18 protein-coding genes are annotated in these 19,810 nt (G+C 70.4%); 9 read left to right on the top strand and 9 right to left on the bottom strand.

Annotated elements, in window-relative coordinates; genetic code table 11:
• The first annotated feature begins 38 nt into the window (after window positions 1-38).
• The 6 genes from ACFV9D_RS06505 to mscL all read left to right on the top strand — a co-directional run bounded on the left by ACFV9D_RS06505 (window position 39) and on the right by mscL (window position 5,885).
• Window positions 39-1,562 carry a potassium/proton antiporter gene (locus tag ACFV9D_RS06505; protein WP_385141829.1) on the top strand — a complete coding sequence of 508 codons (1,524 nt, stop codon included), beginning with the start codon at window positions 39-41 and terminating at the stop codon, window positions 1,560-1,562.
• A gap of 270 nt (window positions 1,563-1,832) precedes the next feature.
• Entirely contained in the window at window positions 1,833-3,173 is a 1,341-nt protein-coding gene (locus ACFV9D_RS06500) for an MFS transporter (RefSeq protein WP_385141826.1), read from the top strand.
• Between the two features lie 68 nt (window positions 3,174-3,241).
• The gene (locus ACFV9D_RS06495; protein ID WP_385141823.1) at window positions 3,242-3,562 is read left to right on the top strand and encodes an FmdB family zinc ribbon protein; all 321 of its coding nucleotides are present in this window, start codon (window positions 3,242-3,244) and stop codon (window positions 3,560-3,562) included.
• A 110-nt stretch (window positions 3,563-3,672) separates the two neighbouring features.
• Entirely contained in the window at window positions 3,673-4,524 is an 852-nt protein-coding gene (locus ACFV9D_RS06490; RefSeq protein WP_385141820.1) for an S-methyl-5'-thioadenosine phosphorylase, read from the top strand.
• 371 nt (window positions 4,525-4,895) lie between these two features.
• Window positions 4,896-5,273 carry a hypothetical protein gene (locus tag ACFV9D_RS06485; protein WP_385141817.1) on the top strand — a complete coding sequence of 126 codons (378 nt, stop codon included), beginning with the start codon at window positions 4,896-4,898 and terminating at the stop codon, window positions 5,271-5,273.
• 111 nt (window positions 5,274-5,384) lie between these two features.
• Entirely contained in the window at window positions 5,385-5,885 is a 501-nt protein-coding gene (gene mscL, locus ACFV9D_RS06480; protein WP_385141814.1) for a large conductance mechanosensitive channel protein MscL, read from the top strand.
• Between the two features lie 19 nt (window positions 5,886-5,904).
• Here mscL and ACFV9D_RS06475 read toward each other — a convergent pair whose 3' ends face one another.
• The 9 genes from ACFV9D_RS06475 to ACFV9D_RS06435 form a co-directional block, all read right to left on the bottom strand.
• A complete protein-coding gene (locus ACFV9D_RS06475) occupies window positions 5,905-6,126 on the bottom strand; it encodes a hypothetical protein (protein ID WP_385141811.1) in 222 nt (73 codons plus the stop codon).
• A 43-nt stretch (window positions 6,127-6,169) separates the two neighbouring features.
• Window positions 6,170-6,661: a hypothetical protein gene (locus ACFV9D_RS06470; protein ID WP_385141808.1), complete on the bottom strand. Its 492-nt coding sequence runs from the start codon at window positions 6,659-6,661 to the stop codon at window positions 6,170-6,172.
• Window positions 6,658-7,314, bottom strand: a complete 657-nt coding sequence (locus ACFV9D_RS06465) for a Rieske (2Fe-2S) protein (protein ID WP_385141805.1) — start codon at window positions 7,312-7,314, stop codon at window positions 6,658-6,660. Before ACFV9D_RS06465 ends, ACFV9D_RS06470 begins: the two co-directional genes overlap by 4 nt.
• Window positions 7,314-7,910 (bottom strand): 4Fe-4S dicluster domain-containing protein, encoded by a 597-nt coding sequence (locus ACFV9D_RS06460; protein WP_385141802.1) that lies wholly within the window; start codon window positions 7,908-7,910, stop codon window positions 7,314-7,316. The genes ACFV9D_RS06465 and ACFV9D_RS06460 overlap by 1 nt, the downstream gene beginning before the upstream one ends.
• Before the next feature lie 8 nt (window positions 7,911-7,918).
• A complete protein-coding gene (locus tag ACFV9D_RS06455; protein ID WP_385141799.1) occupies window positions 7,919-10,234 on the bottom strand; it encodes a molybdopterin oxidoreductase family protein in 2,316 nt (771 codons plus the stop codon).
• A complete protein-coding gene (locus ACFV9D_RS06450) occupies window positions 10,231-11,271 on the bottom strand; it encodes an MFS transporter (protein ID WP_385142374.1) in 1,041 nt (346 codons plus the stop codon). Before ACFV9D_RS06450 ends, ACFV9D_RS06455 begins: the two co-directional genes overlap by 4 nt.
• Before the next feature lie 218 nt (window positions 11,272-11,489).
• Complete coding sequence (gene pflA, locus ACFV9D_RS06445; RefSeq protein WP_385141797.1) at window positions 11,490-12,365, bottom strand: pyruvate formate-lyase-activating protein; 876 nt, start codon at window positions 12,363-12,365, stop codon at window positions 11,490-11,492.
• 23 nt (window positions 12,366-12,388) lie between these two features.
• On the bottom strand, window positions 12,389-14,668 hold the full coding sequence (pflB, locus tag ACFV9D_RS06440) for a formate C-acetyltransferase (RefSeq protein ID WP_385141794.1): 2,280 nt from the start codon (window positions 14,666-14,668) through the stop codon (window positions 12,389-12,391).
• 162 nt (window positions 14,669-14,830) lie between these two features.
• Window positions 14,831-16,255 carry an MFS transporter gene (locus tag ACFV9D_RS06435; RefSeq protein ID WP_385141791.1) on the bottom strand — a complete coding sequence of 475 codons (1,425 nt, stop codon included), beginning with the start codon at window positions 16,253-16,255 and terminating at the stop codon, window positions 14,831-14,833.
• Between the two features lie 235 nt (window positions 16,256-16,490).
• Here ACFV9D_RS06435 and ACFV9D_RS06430 point away from each other — a divergent pair, with 235 nt between their 5' ends.
• From ACFV9D_RS06430 to ACFV9D_RS06420, 3 genes are all read left to right on the top strand, one after another.
• On the top strand, window positions 16,491-17,669 hold the full coding sequence (locus ACFV9D_RS06430; protein ID WP_385141788.1) for a low temperature requirement protein A: 1,179 nt from the start codon (window positions 16,491-16,493) through the stop codon (window positions 17,667-17,669).
• Window positions 17,670-17,695: 26 nt separating this feature from the next.
• Window positions 17,696-18,787 (top strand): P1 family peptidase, encoded by a 1,092-nt coding sequence (locus tag ACFV9D_RS06425; protein ID WP_385141785.1) that lies wholly within the window; start codon window positions 17,696-17,698, stop codon window positions 18,785-18,787.
• Window positions 18,788-18,856: 69 nt separating this feature from the next.
• Window positions 18,857-19,699: a DUF6227 family protein gene (locus ACFV9D_RS06420; protein WP_385141782.1), complete on the top strand. Its 843-nt coding sequence runs from the start codon at window positions 18,857-18,859 to the stop codon at window positions 19,697-19,699.
• Window positions 19,700-19,810 lie beyond the last annotated feature (111 nt).

The raw sequence follows: 19,810 nt of genomic DNA, 5'->3' as shown, positions 1-19,810 counted from the left end.
TCCACCAGCTCAATGAACTCCTGCTCATCTGCTCGCTCGTGCTGCTCATCGCTGTCGCGGCGGTGCGGATCTCGTCCCGGAGCGGGCTCCCCAGCCTGCTGCTGTATCTCGGGATCGGGGTCGCCATCGGGCAGGACGGGATCGGCAACGTCGCCTTCGACAACGCCGAACTGACCCAGGTGATCGGCTATGCCGCACTTGTCGTGATCCTTGCCGAAGGTGGCCTGGGCACGAAGTGGAAGGAGATCAAACCCGCGTTGCCCGCGGCGGTCGTGCTGTCGACCGTCGGCGTCGCGGTGAGCGTGGGCATCACGGCCGCGGCCGCCCACTATCTGGTCGGCCTGGAGTGGCGGCAGGCGCTGATCATCGGCGCGGTCGTCTCCTCCACGGACGCCGCCGCAGTCTTCTCCGTCCTGCGCAAGGTGCCGCTGCCCGCGCGGGTGACCGGTGTCCTGGAGGCCGAGTCCGGCTTCAACGACGCCCCGGTCGTCATCCTCGTCGTCGCCTTCTCGACCGTCGGCCCCATCGACAGCTGGTACGTCCTGGTCGGCACCATCGCCATGGAACTGGCCATCGGCGCCGCCATCGGCCTCGGGGTCGGCTTCCTCGGCTCCTTCGGCCTGCGGCACGTGGCCCTGCCCGCCTCCGGCCTCTACCCGATCGCCGTCATGGCCATCGCGGTGGTGGCGTACGCGGCGGGCGCCCTGGCCCACGGCTCCGGCTTCCTCGCCGTCTATCTGGCCGCGATGGTCCTCGGCAACGCCAAGCTCCCGCACGCCCCCGCCAACCGCGGCTTCGCCGAGGGTCTCGGCTGGATCGCCCAGATCGGCATGTTCGTCCTGCTCGGCCTGCTGGTGACCCCGTCCAAGCTGGGCGACGACTTCTGGCCGGCGATCGTCATCGGCCTCGTCCTGACGGTGGTGGCGCGGCCCACCGAGGTCCTCGTCAGCCTGCTGCCGTTCCGTATCCCCTGGCAGGAACAGGCCCTGATGTCCTGGGCCGGCCTGCGCGGAGCCGTCCCCATCATTCTCGCCACGATCCCGATGGTCTCCGGGATCGAGGGCAGCGAGCGGGTCTTCAACATCGTCTTCGTGCTCGTCGTGGTCTACACGCTCGTCCAGGGTCCGACGCTGCCCTGGCTGGCGAGGGCGCTGAAGCTGGGCGACTCCTCGGAGGCCGCCGACCTGGGTGTCGAGTCGGCGCCACTGGAGCGACTGCGCGGACATCTGCTGTCCGTCGCGATCCCGGAGGGCTCGAAGATGCACGGCGTGGAGGTCGGGGAGCTGCGCCTGCCCGCCGGGGCCGCGGTCACCCTCGTCGTACGCGAGGAGAAGAGCTTCGTGCCCGGTCCGGCGACCGTGCTCCGGTACAGCGACGAACTGCTCGTCGTCGCGACCGATCCGGTACGGGACGCCACCGAGCGGCGGCTGCGCGCCGTCGGGCAGGGCGGAAAGCTGGCCGGGTGGCTGGGGACGGGCGGCGCGACCGCCGTGTCCGAACATCGCGGACACGGGCACGGGCACTGGCCGCATCTGCCGGGTGGAAAGCGAACGTCCGGTTAATCACAGGCATAGATTCGAATGGAAGGGCGTTTTCCCAGGCGGGAAGACGCCCTTCCCTGTACCATGAAGGCACACTTGATCGAACCAACTCTGCCTGACGCAGAGCTGGCGCGACCGTATGGCGGCCGTGACGCCCTCCGCAGTGGGGCCCGGTATCTACCGCAGTTCCGCGCATGAGGACAGCTCTCGGCGGCACCCGCACCACCGTGCACGGGCGCGCTACCAGGCGGCAGAAAGGCAAGGACCGTGGTGTCCACGGTCACTTCTGACATGCCTGAGACGTCCGCGAAGACCGACACGGCTGCGAAGGCCGACGTGTCTACGAAGACCGACGTGTCTGCGAAGGCCACAGGCAAGACCGGCAAGCGTGCCGGTTACGGACAGCTCCTGCGTACGCCCGGAGCCCTGTCCTTCCTGCTTCCCGGCTTCGCCGCCCGGCAGCCGTTCGCGATGCTGACGATCGGCATCGTCCTGCTCGTCCAGCACACCACCGGCTCGTACGGCAGCGCGGGCGCGGTCGCCGCCGTCACCGGCGTCTCCATGGCGATGTTCGCCCCGCAGAGCGGCAGGCTCGCCGACCGCTTCGGCCAGCGCGCCGTCCTGGTCCCCGGCGTGCTCATCCACTCCGCCGCCGTCTCCCTGCTGGTGGTGCTCGCCCTGTCCGGCGCCCCGATGTGGGCCCTGTTCCTCGCCGCCGTACCGGCCGGCGCCTCCGTCCCGCAGGTCGGGCCGATGGTCCGCGCCCGCTGGGCGGCGAAGCTGGAGAACTCCCCGCTGATGCCGACGGCCGCGGCCTTCGAGTCGGTCACGGACGAGTTCACCTTCGTCGTCGGCCCGGTGCTCGCCACCGCGCTGTGCACCGGCGTGCACCCGGCGGCCGGTCTGATCGCCGAGGCGGCGCTCACGCTCTTCGGCGGCCTGTTCTTCGCCGCCCAGCGGGCCACCCAGCCCGCCCACGGGCTCATCGCCGCGGCCTCCAGCGGGCCGCACGTCTCCGCACTGTCGATCCCTGGCGTGCGCGTTCTGGCCATCGCCTTCCTGGGTATCGGTTCGGTCTTCGGCGGTATGCAGGTCTCGCTGACCGCGTTCTCCGAAGAGATCGGCAACCCCGGCGCCAACGGCCTGCTCTACGGGATCTTCGCCGCGGGCAACATGCTCGCGGGCATCGCGTGCGGCGCCATCGCCTGGAAGATCGGCCCGCGCAAGCGCCTGATCCTGGGCTACGCCGGACTGACCGTGGCCGCCTCGCTGCTCTGGTCCGCGCACTCCGTGCTGCTGCTCGCCGCCCTCGGCCTGGTCGTGGGTCTGTGCATCGCCCCGGCCCTGATCACCGGCTACACCATCGTCGAGACCCTGGTCCCGGCCTCCGCCCGTACCGAGGCCTTCACCTGGCTCACGGGCGCGGTGGCGCTGGGGCAGGCCGCGGCCGTGACGGTCGCCGGCCGGCTCGCGGACGAGCACGGCGCGAGCACCGGATTCCTGGTGCCGCTGGTGGGCACGGCCCTCGCGCTGGCCACGCTGCTCGCGCTGCGCTCGCGGCTCGTACCCCGGGCGCCGGGGCGGGTCGCGGCACGTGGTATCGGTCACCGAGTGCCGGTGACGGTGGACTGATTCCGCGGAATAGGTCACTATGGATCGTCGTTAGCACTCGATGAGTGTGAGTGCCAGGAGGAAGACAAGTGCCGACCTACCAGTACCAGTGCACCGAGTGCGGCGAGGGCCTCGAGGCGGTGCAGAAGTTCACCGATGACGCGCTGACCGAGTGCCCCAGCTGCAAGGGACGCCTGAAGAAGGTGTTCTCGGCGGTCGGCATCGTCTTCAAGGGATCCGGCTTCTACCGGAACGACAGCCGCGGCTCGTCGTCCAGCAGCTCGCCCGCGTCGTCGAAGCCTTCCACGGCTTCCTCCACGCCTTCGTCGTCGTCCTCGTCGTCCTCGGATGCGAAGCCGGCCGCTTCGTCGAGCAAGTCCTCGACGTCGAGCTCCACGTCGGCGGCCTGATCCACGTTCTGGCCTGATCCACGTTCTGGCCTGATCCACGTTCTTACGAAAGCCCTACCGCTGTGCGCGGTAGGGCTTTCGGCGTTGTGCGGGCAGCTAATCTGACGGCCATGGCGACCAACGCGTACGCGGACATCGGTGTGATCGGCGGCTCGGGGTTCTACTCCTTCCTGGAGGACGTGACGGAGGTGTCCGTGGACACCCCGTACGGCAGCCCGAGCGACAGCCTCTTCCTCGGCGAGCTCGCGGGGCGACAGGTCGCGTTCCTCCCCCGGCACGGCCGCGGCCACACCCTGCCGCCGCACCGGATCAACTACCGAGCCAACCTCTGGGCGCTGCGCTCGCTGGGTGTGCGGCAGGTGCTCGGGCCCTGCGCGGTGGGCGGGCTGCGGGAGGAGTACGGGCCCGGGACGCTCGTCGTACCGGATCAGCTGGTGGACCGCACGAAGACGCGGGTCCAGACGTACTTCGACGGGGAGCCGCTGCCGGAGGCCTGGGGCGGGGCGGTGCCCAACGTCGTGCACACCTCCTTCGCCGACCCGTACTGCCCGGACGGGCGGCGGGTGGCTGTGAAGGCGGCCCGGGGGCGCGGCTGGGACCCGGTCGACGGCGGCACGATGGTCGTCGTCGAGGGGCCGCGGTTCTCGACCCGTGCGGAGTCACGCTGGCACGCGGCGGCCGGGTGGTCGGTGGTGGGGATGACCGGGCACCCGGAGGCCGTCCTGGCCCGGGAACTGGGGCTCTGCTACACCTCGCTGGCGCTGGTCACGGACCTGGACGCGGGCGCGGAGACGGGCGAGGGGGTCTCTCACACGGAGGTGCTGAGGGTGTTCGGCGAGAACGTCGGGCGGCTGCGGGAGGTCCTGTTCGACGCGGTCGGGGCGCTGCCGGACACGACGGACCGGGACTGCCTGTGCACGCATGCGCACGACGGGTGGGACCTGGGGATCGCGCTGCCGTGATTCCCCCTGGGGCCTCGGCGGCGGCGGTGGCGGCCGGCCGTGAATCCCCCTGGGGAGTGAGGGAGTTGTCCACAAGGGGTCGGTGATCCACAGGCGGGAGCGGCATTTCCGCGGGGCCGGGATGGTGGGAGCGGTTCTCCGGACGGTCCGGGGACGTACGCGACTCCTGACAGGCGGTTCACCCGATGACGACCTCTCCTTCCTCTCCTTCCTTTCCTCCCCTCGTCCCTTCCCTTCCTTCCCTCGACCGCTCCCCCGTTCCCGCGCCGTGCGGTGTTCCACCGTTCGAGCCGCTACGGGTACGGGGCGGGCGGCAGCGACTGCGGAGGGTACTGCGGCGCCGGCGGCGGGCCCCGGCCGCGATCCTCGCGATGAGCGCGGCCGCGCTGGCGGTGGCGGGCGGGGGCGAGGTGTCCGCGGATCCGCCGACGCGCCCGGCGGCGAAGGAGCAGCGCCGGCCGGCCGCGGTGCGGCTGGTGTCGGCTCCGGTACGGATCGCGGACGCGGCGACCGTACGGCTGTTGCGGCCCGGCGACCGGGTCGACGTGATCGCCGCCCCCAACTCGCCGATGGGCGGGGGCGATGCGGCTCGGGTGGTCGCTACTGGCGCCCGGGTGGCCGAAGTTCCGCGCACGGGTGAGACGCGTTCGGACGGCGGGGCACTGATCGTCCTGTCCGTTCCACGGTCGACGGCGACGGCTCTTGCGGGTGCGGGTGTCACCTCCCAACTGGCGGTGACGCTGTGTTGATTCGCACGGACTGCCTGTCAAGTAACCGTTCCGTGTGTACGGATTGGACGCCTCTCCGTCGTTCGCGGCCTAATGGCACGGCTACCTGCACAAACGACGAAAGGCACCCGGGTGAGCCCGAAGAAGGAAAGCGTGATGGCAGGCTTCAAGGCCTTCCTCACGCGCGGCAACGTGATCGACCTCGCGGTGGCGGTCGTGATCGGCGCCGCGTTCACCAACATCGTGAACTCCGTGGTGAAGGGTGTCATCAACCCGCTGGTCGGCGCCTTCGGTACGAAGGACCTGGAGAGCTACCGATCCTGCCTCAAGGGCCCGTGTGTGGTCGACGACGCGGGGACCGTGGTCTCCGGCATCCCGATCATGTGGGGTCTGGTGCTCAGCGCCGTCCTCAGCTTCCTCATCACGGCGGCCGTCGTCTACTTCCTGATGGTGCTGCCCATGGCGAAGTACCTCGCCAAGCGGGCCGCCCACGACAAGGCGAAGGAAGGCGTCCAGGAGACGCTGGAGATCAGCGAGCTGGAGGTGCTCAAGGAGATCCGCGACCTGCTCGTCGCCCAGCGCGGCCCGAACTCGGACGCCGGGACGGGGACGGGGACGCACCCCACCCCCTAGCCGGCGACTCGCACCGGCGTCAGAGGTGGTGCGGCGGCTTCTCTTCAAGGAAGCGCGCAAGATCGGCGGCGCTGTCACTACCGCCGGGAGGCCGCTCACCCCACCCGCGGTCCGTATCGTCCGCGGACTGCTGGTCCAGTGGATCGTCGAAGATCAGCTTCGGCTTCGTGGTGTTCTCGGGGTTGGGCTGGGTGCCGGGCTGCTTCGCGTCTCGCGGTCCGTGGGCGGGGGCGGTGCTCATACCTCCAGGGTACGCCGGGAATTCGGCCTCGTACCCGCGTCGATCAGCGGTCTTTCGGGTCGAGCAGCCACAGGCCCAGGACGACGAGGAACGACAGGACCAGGAAGCCGGCACCCCACCAGGCCGTGCCGGTGTCGCCCGCCATCCACTCGTCGACCACGATCGTCAGACCCCACAGCTGGCCGATGACGACCGTCAGGGCCAGGGCGAGTCGCGCGCTCAGTTTCGACGAGCGCTCGGGCTCCTGCTCGGTGCCGGCGCCGGGGCCGGGGCCGGTGTGGCGGACCCGCGGGTCGCCGTAGCCGCTGGTCGGCCGGATCTGCGGATAGCGCTCGTGGACGGGACGGTTCAGCCGGGCCTGCGCACTGCCCGGCGTGTACGCGGGGCGCGGCGGCAGCTCCGGGGCGGGGGCCGAGGCGGAGGCGTGGACGGGATCGGGGTGGGGAGCGGGGGCGGGGCTGGGGCCGGGAGCGGGGGCCGGGGTCGACGGGCCGTCGGGGGCTTCCGGGTCCTTGGGGAACGGGGTGTCGGTCATGTCCGCTCGCTCCTCGACCCCGCGCCGCGCGCCGAGACCCCCGGGCAGCCGAGGCGCTCGGCCAGGTCGGGTCGCTCCTCGCCCAGCTGGCGGCACAGGCCCTCCTGGACGCTCTCTCCGGAGCGCGTGGTGCCGACGGCCCAGACGCTGCCGTCTGCCTCCTCCACCAGGAGCACCTTGGGCAGCGCGCGCGGTGGCGGGCCCGCGGTCACCTCTCCCGTACGGGCGTCGAAGACTCCCTCGTGGCACGGGCAGTACAGCTCGCCCTCGCTGCCCCGGTCGTTGCGCCACAGCACGGCGCAGGCGAGGTGGGTGCAGACGGCCGAGTATCCGGCGAGGGTGCCGTCCTCCAGCCGGATCGCGACCGCCCGGTCCTCCTGCTCGGGGTACCGGAAGGCGAGGGACTCGCCGGGCAGCAGCTGGTCGGCGATCTTCTTCGCCTCGGGCGCTCCGTCCGCGTCGCCGTGGCGGTGCAGGATGCCGGAGGCGACGCCGATGCCGCCGACGGCTAGGCCGCCGGAGACCGTGGCGACGATCCGCAGGTAGTCGCGCCGAGTGGTGAGCGAGTCGGCCGCGATGCGGTCGTGCAGCGCTTCCTGGGCGGCGTCGGCCGCCCCGGCGCCGCCGGCGGGTGGCTGCTCGGTGACACTCATCAGACGGCCCTTCCGTTGATCTCGACGACGGGGAGACCGCCGGGGACCGGCCATTGGACCTTGTCGGCAGGGACGACCATCGCCACTCCGGTGGAGACGGTGGTGGAGCCGAAGGTGAAGGAGTCGGCGACCTGGACGCCGGGGCGTTCGGCCTGGAGCTCCTCGAGGGTTCCGTAGAACAGGGCGCCGGTGGGGCAGACGGTGGCGCACATCGGGGCGAGGCCGTAGGCGGTGCGGTCGTAGCAGAGGTTGCACTTCATCTGCAGTTTCGCCTGGAGGTCGATCTTCGGGACACCGAAGGGGCAGGCGTTGACGCAGTTGGCGCAGCCGATGCAGCGGGTGGTGTCCGCCTGCTGCACCACGCCGTCGGCGGTGACGAGGATCGCGTCGGCGGGGCAGACCTCGGCGCACGGGGCGACCGGGTCCTCGCAGTGCATGCAGACGGTCGGGAGGGAGGCGACGGAGTGGCCCTCGTCGGGGTAGTCGAGGTGGATCATCGACTTGCCCCGGTGTGAGTCGCACTCGCGGCAGGCCGAGACACACGCCTGACACCCGATGCAGCGCCCGGGGTCGATGAAGATGGTGCGGCCCATCATGAGCGGCGTCAGCTCCTCTCCGCGGTGCCACGGCCCTGCGGGGACGTGGGAGGCAGGGGGTCGGTGCGGGAGACCTGGGTCTCCGGGTAGGCGATGTGCCCCGGGGCGGTCGGGGGCGCCGGGACCTCGTCGATCCGTTCCGCGGGCTCGATCCGGGCGGCGCACACCTTGTACTCGGGGATCTTGGAGCGCGGGTCGAGGGCGTCGATGGTGAGGGCGTTGGCCGCCGTGGGGACGGGCCAGTGGTACGGCACGAAGACGGTGTCGGGGCGGATCGCCTCGGTGACCAGCGCGGGGAAGACCTCGCTGCCCCGGCGGGTGACGACGCGGACGGGGTCGCCGTTGCGGAAGCCGTGAGAGGGGTGGACCTCGACCCAGGGGCGTGGGGTCTGTTCGACGAGGGCGCCCAGGCGGCGGGTCTGGTTGCCGGAGAGGAAGTGGGCGACGGTGCGGCCGGTGGTGAGCGAGAGGGGGTACTCCTCGCTGTACGGGTCCATGGGCGGGTGCCATTCGACGACCTGCATGTGGATCGTGCCGTCCGGGTGGTACGTCCTGCCGTCCTCGAAGAGGCGGGGGGTGCCCGGGTGGTCCGTGGAGGGGCAGGGCCAGGCGATGCCGCCGGTCTCCTCCAGGCGTTCGTAGGTGATGCCGTAGTAGTCGTTGACCGTTCCGGCCGAGGCGATGCGGAGCTCCTCGAAGACGGCGCGGGAGTCGGGGAAGTCGAACTTGTCGCCGACGCCCAGGCGCCTGGCGAGCTCGCAGATCACCCAGGTGTCGGTGCGGACCCCGGCGGGCGGTTCCTGCGCCTTGTTGTGCTTGACGACCCGGGCCTCGGCGTTGGCCATCACGCCTTCGTCCTCGGCCCAGACGGTGACGGGGAAGACCACGTGCGCGTTGGCGGCGGTCTCGGAGAGGAAGAAGTCGAACTGGGCGTGGAACTGGAGGGTGTCGTAACCGTTCTTGACGGTCGCGTAGTTGGGGAGGGAGACGAAGGGGTTGTTGCAGACGCCGATCAGGCCGCGGATCTCCTCGCGCTGCATCTGCCAGACCATCTCCATCATGGAGGTGCCGGCGGGCGGGAGTTCGGACTCCTCGATGCCCCAGATCTCGCAGATCTGGCGGCGGTGCTCGGGGTTCGTGATGGAACGGCCGCCGGGCAGCAGGTCGGACTTCTGGCCGTGCTCGCGGCCGCCCTGACCGTTGCCCTGGCCGGTGATGGTGCCGTAGCCGGCGCCGGGCTTGCCGATGTTCCCGGTGGCGGTGCACAGGTTGATGATCGACAGGCAGTTCTCGACGCCCTGGGAGTGGTGTTCGACGCCGCGGGCGTGCCAGGCCATCGCCTTGTCCGCGCCGGCGAACATCCGGGCGGTCCGCACGATCTGTTCCTCGGGGACGCCGCAGATCTCGGCGGCGCGGGCGGGCGGGTAGGCCTCGACGGTCTTCCTGACCTCGTCCCAGCCGGTGGTGTGCTCCGCGAGATACGCCTCGTCGGTGAGGCCCTCGGCGACGATCACATGGAGGACGGCGTTGAAGAAGGCGGAGTCGGTGCCGGGCTTGAGGGCGACGTGGAGGTCGGCGGTACGGGCGATCGCCGTCTCGCGCGGGTCGACGACGATCAGGGAGGCGCCGCGGTCCCGGGCTCCCCAGAGGTACTGCGTCATCACGGGGAAGCACTCGCCGACGTTGGAGCCGGCGATGAGCAGGCAGTCGGTGAGGAGGATGTCGGAGAAGGGGTTGCCGGCCCGGTCGATGCCGAAGGCCAGCTTGTTGGCGCCGGCGGCGGAGACCATGCACAGGCGGCCGTTGTAGTCGACGTGCCGGGACTTCAGGGCGACGCGGGCGAACTTGCCGACGAGATACGTCTTCTCCGAGTAGAGGCTGGCTCCGCCGAGCAGGCCGAAGGCGTCGTTGCCGTACTCGGCCTGGATGCGGCGGATCTCGGAGACGGTGAAGTCGAGCGCCTCCTCCCAGCTCGCCTCGCGGAAGGGCTCGTCGCGGTGGGAGCGCATGAGCGGGGAGGTGAGCCGGTCGGGGTGGTTGACCTGCTGGTAGGCGTTGATTCCCTTGGGGCAGAGCCGCATCCGGTTGATGTCGTGGTTGCGGGGTTCGACGCCGAAGACCTTGCCGCCCTTGTCGACGCGGAGGTACATGCCGCACTGGACGCCGCAGAAGCAGCAGTGGGTGGGGACGAGCGTCTCGCCGTTCTGGTCGGCGTGCCAGCGGTCGGCGGGGATGCCTCCGGCGTCGCGGAAGTTGCGGGTGCCGGGCGGGGCGATCGAGGGGTCGAGCGGAAGGGGGTGCTGCCCCACCTGCTGCTGCGTCACTTGAAGCCCTTCTTGACGTGGGTGAGGTAGGCGTTGCCGCGCAGGACGCGCTTGCAGCGGGGGCAGTACTCGGCCCACGCGTCGAAGCCGAGCTTCAGATCGCGCATGGTGCCCTGGAGGTTCTCGACGTAGGGGGCGGTGTCGATGGGCTCCTGGCAGCGGCGGCAGGCGAGGACCTCTTCGCCGTCCTTCGTGCGGGAGGTGTACTTGAAGAGCTGCATACCGACGGCGGCGGGCCGCTGGACGATGTGGAAGAACTTCCCGAACGGGATGTAGATGAGGGTGAAGACCACCGACACCATGTGCAGGATCGCCAGGAACTCGTAGCCGCCGCCGTGCAGGAAGATCGACGAGAAGGTGAGCAGCAGCCCGGTCACGGCGATGACGATGAGGGCGATCAGCGGGACCAGGTCGTAGGCGAAGCGCTGGCCGGTGATGGCGCCGCGGTCCTTCATACGGCGCCACAGGAAGTAGGAGGCGCCGGGGATGACGAGGACGGCGGCGATGTCGAGGCCGTGGAACATCAGCCAGCCGACGATGTTCAGCGAGTCGAAGCCGAGGACCTTGAGGCCCCAGATCCGCATCTCGTAGCCGGGCCCGGAGCCGGTGGAGGAGGTGAAGGTGAACCAGCCCCAGGTGAGCGGGAAGGTGATCAGGGCCGCGAGGACGCACCCCCAGAAGATCAGCTGGTGGGCGGCCCAGCGCGCGTGGGAGCGGGCGCCGAGGAACTTCTGGAAGCCGAGATAGGTGGCGATCATCTTCGGCAGGGCGGTGGGCGCCCTGCGGAAGTTGGCGGCGGAGAAGAAGGAGCGCCAGCCCTGCTTGAACAGGCGGCGGGCGCCGGGGGCGGAGATCCAGACGGTGTAGCGGTAGGCGACGCCGAAGGCGAGGAAGACGGTGGCGACGGCGTACGGGAGGAGCGCCGAGTCGAAGTCGCGCAGGAGCCGGCTGCCGAGGACGATCGCGACGATCAGCAGCACGGAGACGGCGGTGCCGGCGAGCGTGGCCCGCCGCCGCACGTCGGCGGGCGTCTGGATGACGGGCGCGGTCCCGGGGGCCGATGGCGCCTCGGTCACGGTCGTCGTCGAAGTCGCCGTCGAGGGCGAGGTCGCGGTCGGGGCGGGCTGGCCCGGCGTCGGATCTGCGGGGCCCTGCGGTGGCTCGGTCACCCGGTCACCGTAGGGTGATATGCACAGGATTAGCCTGTTTTGCGGTACGAGTGGGTGAGTGTATCGCTCGGATGGAGTTCGGTCCGTCAGATGGCGTTCAGGCCGTGCGATCGGAAGAGCGCGCGGGCCTCGGCGATCTGTTCCGGGGTCGGGGAGGGGGTGTCGTGGAGGGTGAAGGGCTTGGCGAGTGCTTGCCACTTCGCTTCGCCGAGCTTGTGGAAGGGGAGGATGTCGACACGCGAGACATTGCCCAGGCCGGCAGCGAAGGCGGCGACTCCCTCCATATTGGCGGGGGCGTCGGTGAGGCCCGGGACGAGCACGAAGCGGACGTGGACCTCCTGGCCGAGGTCGGCGAGGCGGCGGGCGAAGTCCAGGGTCGGCTCGAGGGGGCGTCCGGTCACCGTGCGGTAGGTGTCCGGGTCCCAGGACTTGATGTCGAGGAGGACGAGGTCGGTGTCGCGCAGCAGGGAGTAGGTGGCACGGGTGCCCAGGAAGCCGGAGGTGTCCAGGGCGGTGTGCAGTCCGAGTTCGTGCTTCATCCGGTGAAGGAGTTCACCGGCGAAGACGGGCTGGAGGAGGGGTTCTCCGCCGGAGAGGGTGGCCCCGCCTCCGGAGGCCGCGATGAAGCGGGTGTACTTCCGCGCTTCGGAGATCACGTCGTCGGCAGAGGTGCGTGTGCCGCTACGCATCCGCCAGGTGTCGGGGTTGTGGCAGTACAGACAGGTCAGTGGGCAGCCGGAGAGGAAGGTGACGAAGCGGGTGCCGGGGCCGTCGACGCCGGTCGACAGGTCCCAGGAGTGCACCGAGCCCTCGGAGGGACGGCGGGTCGCGGCGGCCGCCGGCGTCACGGGGCCGAGTTCGGTCGTGGCCGACACGGTCGATGTGGTCGACGTGGTCGACGTGGTCGACGTGGCCGAAGTGGCCGAAGTCGCCGACGTGGTGGACATGGCCATCGTGGTCATGGCGGGACCTACCTCTCCGGCTGCTACAGCGAGCCGTGGAAGGTGCGGTTGAGGACGTCGAGCTGCTGCTCGCGCGTCAGCCGGACGAAGTTGACCGCGTATCCGGAGACCCGGATGGTCAGCTGCGGGTAGTTCTCCGGGTGTTCCATGGCGTCCATCAGCACATCCCGGTCGAGGACGTTGACGTTCATGTGGAAGCCGTCGCCGGCCATGTAGCCGTCCAGGACGCCGGCCAGGTTCTTGATCCGCTCCTCGGGTGTGCGGCCCAGGCCGTCGGGGGTCACGGTGTTGGTCAGAGAGATGCCGTCCTCGGCGTCCTCGTACGGGAGCTTGGCGACCGACAGGGCCGAGGCCACATAGCCGTGATTGTCGCGGCCGTTCATCGGGTTGGCGCCCGGGGAGAACGGTTCACCGGCGCGGCGCCCGTCGGGGGTGTTGCCGGTCTTCTTGCCGTAGACGACGTTGGAGGTGATGGTCAGCACGGACTGGGTGTGCTCGGCGTTCCGGTAGGTCGGGTGCTTGCGCACCTTCCGCATGAACTCCTCGACCAGCCAGACCGCGATCTCGTCGGCGCGCTCGTCGTTGTTGCCGAAAGCCGGGTAGTCGCCGTCGATCCGGTAGTCGGTCGCGAGACCGGTCTCGTCGCGCAGGGGGGTGACCTTGGCGTACTTGACGGCGGCCAGCGAGTCGGCGGCCACGGAGAGGCCGGCGATCCCGCAGGCCATGGTGCGGCGCACGTCGCGGTCGTGGAGCGCCATCTCGATGCGCTCGTAGGCGTACCTGTCGTGCATGTAGTGGATGACGTTCAGCGCGTGGACGTAGACGCTCGCGAGCCACTCCATCTGCTCGTCGAACCTGGCCATGACCTCGTCGTAGTCGAGGACGTCGGAGGTCAGGGCTCCGGTCGCCGGGCCGACCTGGGCGCCGGACTTCTCGTCCCTGCCGCCGTTGATCGCGTAGAGGAGGGTCTTGGCGAGGTTCACCCGGGCGCCGAAGAACTGCATCTGCTTGCCGACCGGCATCGCCGAGACGCAGCAGGCGATGGCGGTGTCGTCGCCGAAGCGCGGGCGCATCAGTTCGTCCGACTCGTACTGCACGGAGGAGGTGTCGATGGAGACCTTGGCGCAGAACTCCTTGAAGCCCTGGGGGAGCTGCGGCGACCAGAAGACGGTCATGTTCGGCTCGGGCGCCGGGCCGAGGTTGTACAGGGTCTGGAGATAGCGGAAGGAGGTCCTGGTGACCAGCGGACGGCCGTCCTCGCCCATGCCGGCGAGGGACTCGGTGACCCAGGTCGGGTCGCCGGAGAACAGTTCGTCGTACTCGGGGGTGCGCAGGAAGCGGACGATACGGAGCTTGATGATGAAGTCGTCGACGAGTTCCTGGGCCTGCTCCTCGGTGAGGAGTCCGGCCTCGATGTCGCGCTGGAGATAGACGTCGAGGAAGGTGGAGGTCCGGCCGAGCGACATCGCCGCGCCGTTCTGCTCCTTCACGGCGGCGAGGTAGGCGAAGTAGAGCCACTGGACGGCCTCGCGGCCGTTCGTGGCCGGGCCGGAGATGTCGTGGCCGTAGGACCGCGCCATCGTCTTCAGTTCGCCGAGCGCGCGGATCTGCTCGGAGAGCTCTTCGCGCAGGCGGATGGTCTCCTCCAGCGAACGGTTCCCGGCGGGGAGGGAGTTCAGGTCCTCCTTCTCCTCCTGCTTGACCGCGATCAGGCGGTCGACACCGTAGAGGGAGACGCGACGGTAGTCGCCGATGATGCGGCCGCGGCCGTAGGCGTCGGGGAGACCGGTGACGACACCGGCCTGGCGGGCGGCGCGGATCTCGGGCGTGTAGGCGTCGAAGACACCGGCGTTGTGGGTCTTGCGGTACTCGGTGAAGACCTTCTCCAGCTCGGCCGAGACCGGGTAGCCGTAGGTCTCCAGGGCGCCGGCGACCATGCGCCAGCCGCCGTACGGCATGATCGCGCGCTTGAGCGGGGCATCGGTCTGGAGGCCGACGATCAGGTCCTTGTCGCGGTCGATCCAGCCGGGGGCGTGGGCGGTGATGGTGGAGGGGATGTCGTACGAGACGTCGAGGACGCCCTTGGCGCGCTCCTCCGGGAAGCGGTCGGTGATGGCCTTCCACACGGCGGTGGTGCGCGCGGTGGGCCCGGCGAGGAAGGAGTCGTCGCCTTCGTACGGCGTGTAGTTCTGCTGGATGAAGTCGCGGACGTCGATGGCGTCGCGCCAGAGTCCGCCCTTGAAGCCCTTCCAGGCTCCCTCGGTCACCGTTGCCTCAGCAGGGGTCGCAGTCACTGCCCGCACCGCCTTCTTCGAATCATTCGATCGCGTCGTTGCCTACCTCCATTGCACGCCCTCTGATCGATCAAAAGGGTCGGCAATGGTCACCGGTCGACGGCCTTTGGTCCCTTCCCCGGGATGCGGAAAGGCCCCGCCTGGGCGGGGCCTTCTCGGGGAGTACGTCGGTCAGCTCGGCGCCTCCGCGCCCTTGCGGGCGTAGAACCACCAGGTCACGACGGTGCAGCTGGCGTAGAAGGCGACGAAGCCCCACATGGCGCTGGTCACTGCCACCGAGCCGAAGAGCGCCGGGATGAAGAAGAAGCCGTAGGCGGCGATGGCCGAGGTGAAGCCGGTGACCGCACCGGACTCCATCTCCGACTGCTTCAGCGCCTTCGCGTACTCCGGGGTGCCCTCCGTCAGCCCCTTCAGGTGGGTGGAGCGGAAGATGACCGGGATCTGGCGGAAGGTCGAGCCGTTGCCGATGCCCGAGAAGAAGAACGCCGCGAGGAAGCAGAAGAAGAAGCCGTAGAAGCTGCCGGAGTCGGATCCCGACGGGAGGAAGGTGATCACGCCGATGATCGAGGCCGCCATGCCCACGAAGGACAGGATCGTCACCCGGGCGCCGCCCAACTTGTCCGCGACCCAGCCGCCCGCCCACCGGGCCAGGGCGCCGACCGCCGGGCCCATCCAGGCGTAGGTGGCGACCGAGTAGTCCGGGAACGTGGTCTTGATCAGCATCGGCAGCGCGGCCGCGAAGCCGATGAAGGAGCCGAAGGTGCCCACGTACAGCCAGGTCATCAGCCAGTTGTGCTTGCGCCTGAAGATGATCTTCTGCCGGCTGAAGGGCGTGGAGGCCACCTTCAGGTCGTTCTGCCCGAACCAGGCCACGGCCGCCAGGACGAGCAGCACCGGTACCCAGATGAAGGCCGCGTTCTGCAGATGGACCGGGGTCCCGTCGGTCTTGTGCTGGGCCGAGCCGATCGCGATCGTCGACCAGGTGATGACGATCGGCGTCAGCAGCTGGACCGCCGAGACGCCCAGGTTGCCGAGCCCGCCGTTGATGCCGGTCGCGCTGCCCTTCCTCGCCTTCGGGAAGAAGAAGCCGATGTTCGCCAGCGAGGAGGCGAAGTTGGCGCCGCCGATACCGCACAGGGCCGCGATGGCGACCATCACGACGTACGGGGTGGACGGGTCCTGGATCGCGATGCCCAGCCAGATCAGCGGCACGATCAGCACGACCGTCGACAGCGCCGTGAAGCGGCGCTGGCCGATCATCGGGCCGAGGAAGGTGTAGAGGATCCGGGCCGTGCCGCCCGTGAGACCGGGGACGGCCGTCAGCCAGAACAGCTGGGAGGTGGAGAAGCCGAAGCCGACGTCCTTCAGATTGGTGGCGGTGACGCTCCACACCTGCCAGACGACGAAGGCCACGAGGAGCGCCGGCACCGCGATCCACAGATTGCGGTTGGCGACGCGCCTCCCGATCGACTTCCAGAAGAGTTCGTTCTCCGGCTCCCAGTCGGTGATCGGCTTCCCGGGGCGGTACTGCTCCGCGTCGTACGAGGGTGCCGGACCGCTCGTCGCCGCTCTGCTGTCCTGGACTACGGAACTCATGGCGCTTCCCTGGGGACGGGGATTTCCTTGCCTCTTCAGGCTGCGCCCGCACATAAGGGGCAGGTGAGAGGCCATGGTCGTGACTCCGGGCAGGCGGAGGTCCCGCCAGTCCCGGGCCATAGGGACGCCCGGGACGTCGTGAACACCCGGCACGTCGTGGACCGACGAGCGCCTGCGGCGCGGGCCCGCGTGCCGTGACCGCCGCGCAACCCCACGCTCTGGTGTCCTGGAGCGCATGACGCAACCGTTTCTGCCCCTCACCGCGCGCTCCCGCGCCGAGGCGCATCGCGCCGCGACACCCCTCGAGCTCTTCTTCGACCTCTGCTTCGTCGTCGCCGTCGCCCAGGCCGGCGCCGAGCTCGTGCACGCGGTCGCCGAGGCCCACACCGCCGACGGCATCGCCCACTACGCGATGGTCTTCTTCGCCATCTGGTGGGCCTGGATGAACTTCACCTGGTTCGCCTCGGCCTACGACAACGACGACGTCCTCTACCGCGTCGCCACCCTCGTCCAGATCGCCGGCGTCCTCGTCCTCGCCGCCGGAGTCTCCCGCGCCTTCGAGGACGACTTCCTCGTCGTGGTGCTCGGCTACGTCGTCATGCGGGTCGCGCTCGCCTTCCAGTGGCTGCGCGCCGCCCACCACGCGACCGACCCCGCCGAGCGCACCCTGTGCCACCGGTACGCGGGCGGCGTGATCCTCTGCCAGATCGGCTGGACCGCCCTCCTCTGGGCCCCCGAATCCGCCCGCCCCTGGATCTTCCTCGCCATGATCGTCGCCGAGCTGGCGGTCCCCGTGTACGCGGAGAAGGACGTCACGACCCAGTGGCACCCGCACCACATCGCCGAGCGCTACGGCCTGTTCACGATCATCGTGCTCGGTGAGACGATCGCGGCGGCGACCGTCGCCGTGAAGACGGGGATCGCGGAGTACGACGCCCTGGACGAGCTGCTCCCGATCGCCGCCGGCGGTCTGCTGATCGTCTACGCCGCCTGGTGGATCTACTTCGCCGTCCCGGCCCACGTCCGCCTGGGCTCCAACCGGCAGGGCTTCCTCTGGGGCTACGGCCACTATCTGATCTTCGCCTCCGCCGCCGCCATCGGCGCCGGCATCGAGATCGCCGTCGAACAGGCCGTGGGCAAAGCCCACATCTCCACCCTCGCCGCTTCCTCCGCCGTGACGATCCCCGCCGCGCTGTTCCTGCTCTGCGTGTGGGTGCTCCACGCCCGCTACTTCAAGGTCGGCATCGCGCAGCAGGCCGTCCTGCCCGTCTCCTCGCTCGCGATCCTGATGTGCACGTTCGCCGGCCGCTGGGCGGTCCTGGCGGCGGGTGTCGCCGCCGCGGCGACCGTGGCGGTCGGTGTGACGCTGACCGCCCGCAACCCGGCCACCCGCGGCCGCAGTCACCCGTACTGACCGAACGCGCGTGGTACGCAAGGAGCATGACGAACAACGTGGCACCGCACGACGCACTGACGGACGTGACCGGCCTGCGCGTCGGCCACGCGCGCGTGGCCGGGCCGAACGCCCTCAGCGGCACCACCGTCGTCCTGGCCCCGGAGGGCGGGGCCGTGGCGGCCGTGGACGTACGGGGCGGCGGACCCGGCACCCGGGAGACCGATGCCCTGGACCCCCGTAACGTCGTCCAGCGGATCGAGGCCGTGGTCCTCACCGGCGGCAGCGCGTACGGACTCGAGTCGGCGGCCGGCGTGATGGCCTGGCTGGAGGAGCAGGGCCGAGGGGTACGGGTCGGTCCCGACCCCTCGCACGTGGTCCCGGTCGTCCCCGCCGCCTGCGTCTTCGACCTGGGCCGGGGCGGCGACTTCGCGGCCCGCCCGGACGCGGCCACGGGGCGCGCCGCGGTGGAGGCCGCCGCGGCGACGGCGCTCCACGCGCGCGTGGAGACGGGCGCGGTCGGCGCGGGCACCGGGGCCGTCGTCGGCGGGCTCAAGGGCGGGGTCGGCACGGCGAGCACGGTCCTGGAATCGGGAATCACGGTCGCCGCGCTGGTCGTCGTCAACGCGGTCGGCTCGGCGGTCGACCCGGAGACGGGCGCACTGTACGGACAGTACTTCCAGGGCCGCCCCGCGTACCCGGACCGGGCCGTCCACGAGACGGCGCGGCGGCGGCTCGCCGAGGCCGTGGCCACGAACACCCCGCCGCCCCTGAACACCACGCTCGCCGTCGTCGCCACCGATGCCGTCCTGACGCGGGCGCAGGCGCAGAAGTTCGCGGGCACGGCGCACGACGGCATCGCGCGCGCCATCCGTCCCGTCCATCTCCTCAACGACGGGGACACCGTCTTCGCCCTGGCGACCGGGGAGCGGGAACTGCCCGCGAAGGCGGGTCCGCTCGCCCTGAACGACATCCTGGCGGCGGGCGCGGACACGGTGACCCGGGCGATCGTCCGGGCGGTCCTGGAGACCGCCGACGGGGTCAGGGGATCCGGCGGCCACTTCCCGTCCTACCGCGAGTTGTACGGACCCGACGGACCCGACTCCGCTGTCGACTCCCCGTCCAATAACGGGAGTTGAGCGCCCGAGGGCGTCGGGCGCGCGGGAACTTCGCGTGCGCCCCCTTCGTTTTGCCGAACCCCGGACACGATGTCAGACCCAGGGACTACGTTAAGCAAGCACCAAGTGACATGCGGCGACGGCCTGGAGACCCTCTTGAACGATCCGCAGGATCCTCACGATCCGTACGAGACGACCGAGACGCAGGTTGAGCGGCTCCTCGGCCGGGCGCTCAACTCCTTCGATCTGCCGGACACCACGGTCGAGCGGCTGGAGACGGCCCTCGCCCACTCCAGTGCGCTGCACTCCTCGCACCACAGCGCGTCGCTGCACCGCACCACGTACCGCCACACCTACCTGCTCGCCGACGGCACGGCGCTCAGTCTGTGGGAGCTGGTGCACAACTCCGGCCGGGACGGGGCCGAGCAGCACGAGCTGTACGCGGACGAGGCGGAGGCCCGGCTCGCCGCCTCCCGGCTGCCCTCCGGCCTCGACCCGGGCTGGGGCGTCGAGCGCTCCCCCGGCCCGGACGCCGACGAGGACGGCGACCTGGAGCTGCTGAGCGCCCTGCTGTCCCGTCCGATACCGACGCAGCCCCGGATGTACGTCCCGGACGACTCCGCGGACCACGCGCGCCGGGTGCTGCGCCGCGCGGAGAACGCGGACCGGCCCGGCGAGGAGACGGCGCGCAGACTGCGGGTCGCGTTCGCCCACCACATCACGCAGGCGTTCGGCCGCCAGTGCGCGGTGGAGAGCGGCCGGGACGCCGGATTCACGCTCTACGAGCACGCGTTCCTGCTGCTCGACGGTGGCGAGATGAGCCTGTGGGAGGTCGAGCACACACAGACACCGGACGGCCGTCACATGTGCGAGGTGTACGAGGACGAGCGCACGGCCCGCGAGGCGATGGAGCACCGCGCCCGGGTGCGCTGAGACGCGGCAGGGGACACCCGTGCACGTGCCGAGGGCGGCCGACGCAGCGTGCGCCGGCCGCCCTCGGCCTCTCCGCGGGTGCCGGGTGGACCGGGCTCCGGCCCGGCCCAC

It is taken from the genome of Streptomyces sp. NPDC059875, assembly GCF_042731085.1.
Classification (GTDB): Bacteria; Actinomycetota; Actinomycetes; order Streptomycetales; family Streptomycetaceae; genus Streptomyces.
The sequence above is the reverse complement of the archived record's forward strand: the minus strand, read 5'-3'. Positions and strand labels throughout refer to the sequence as shown.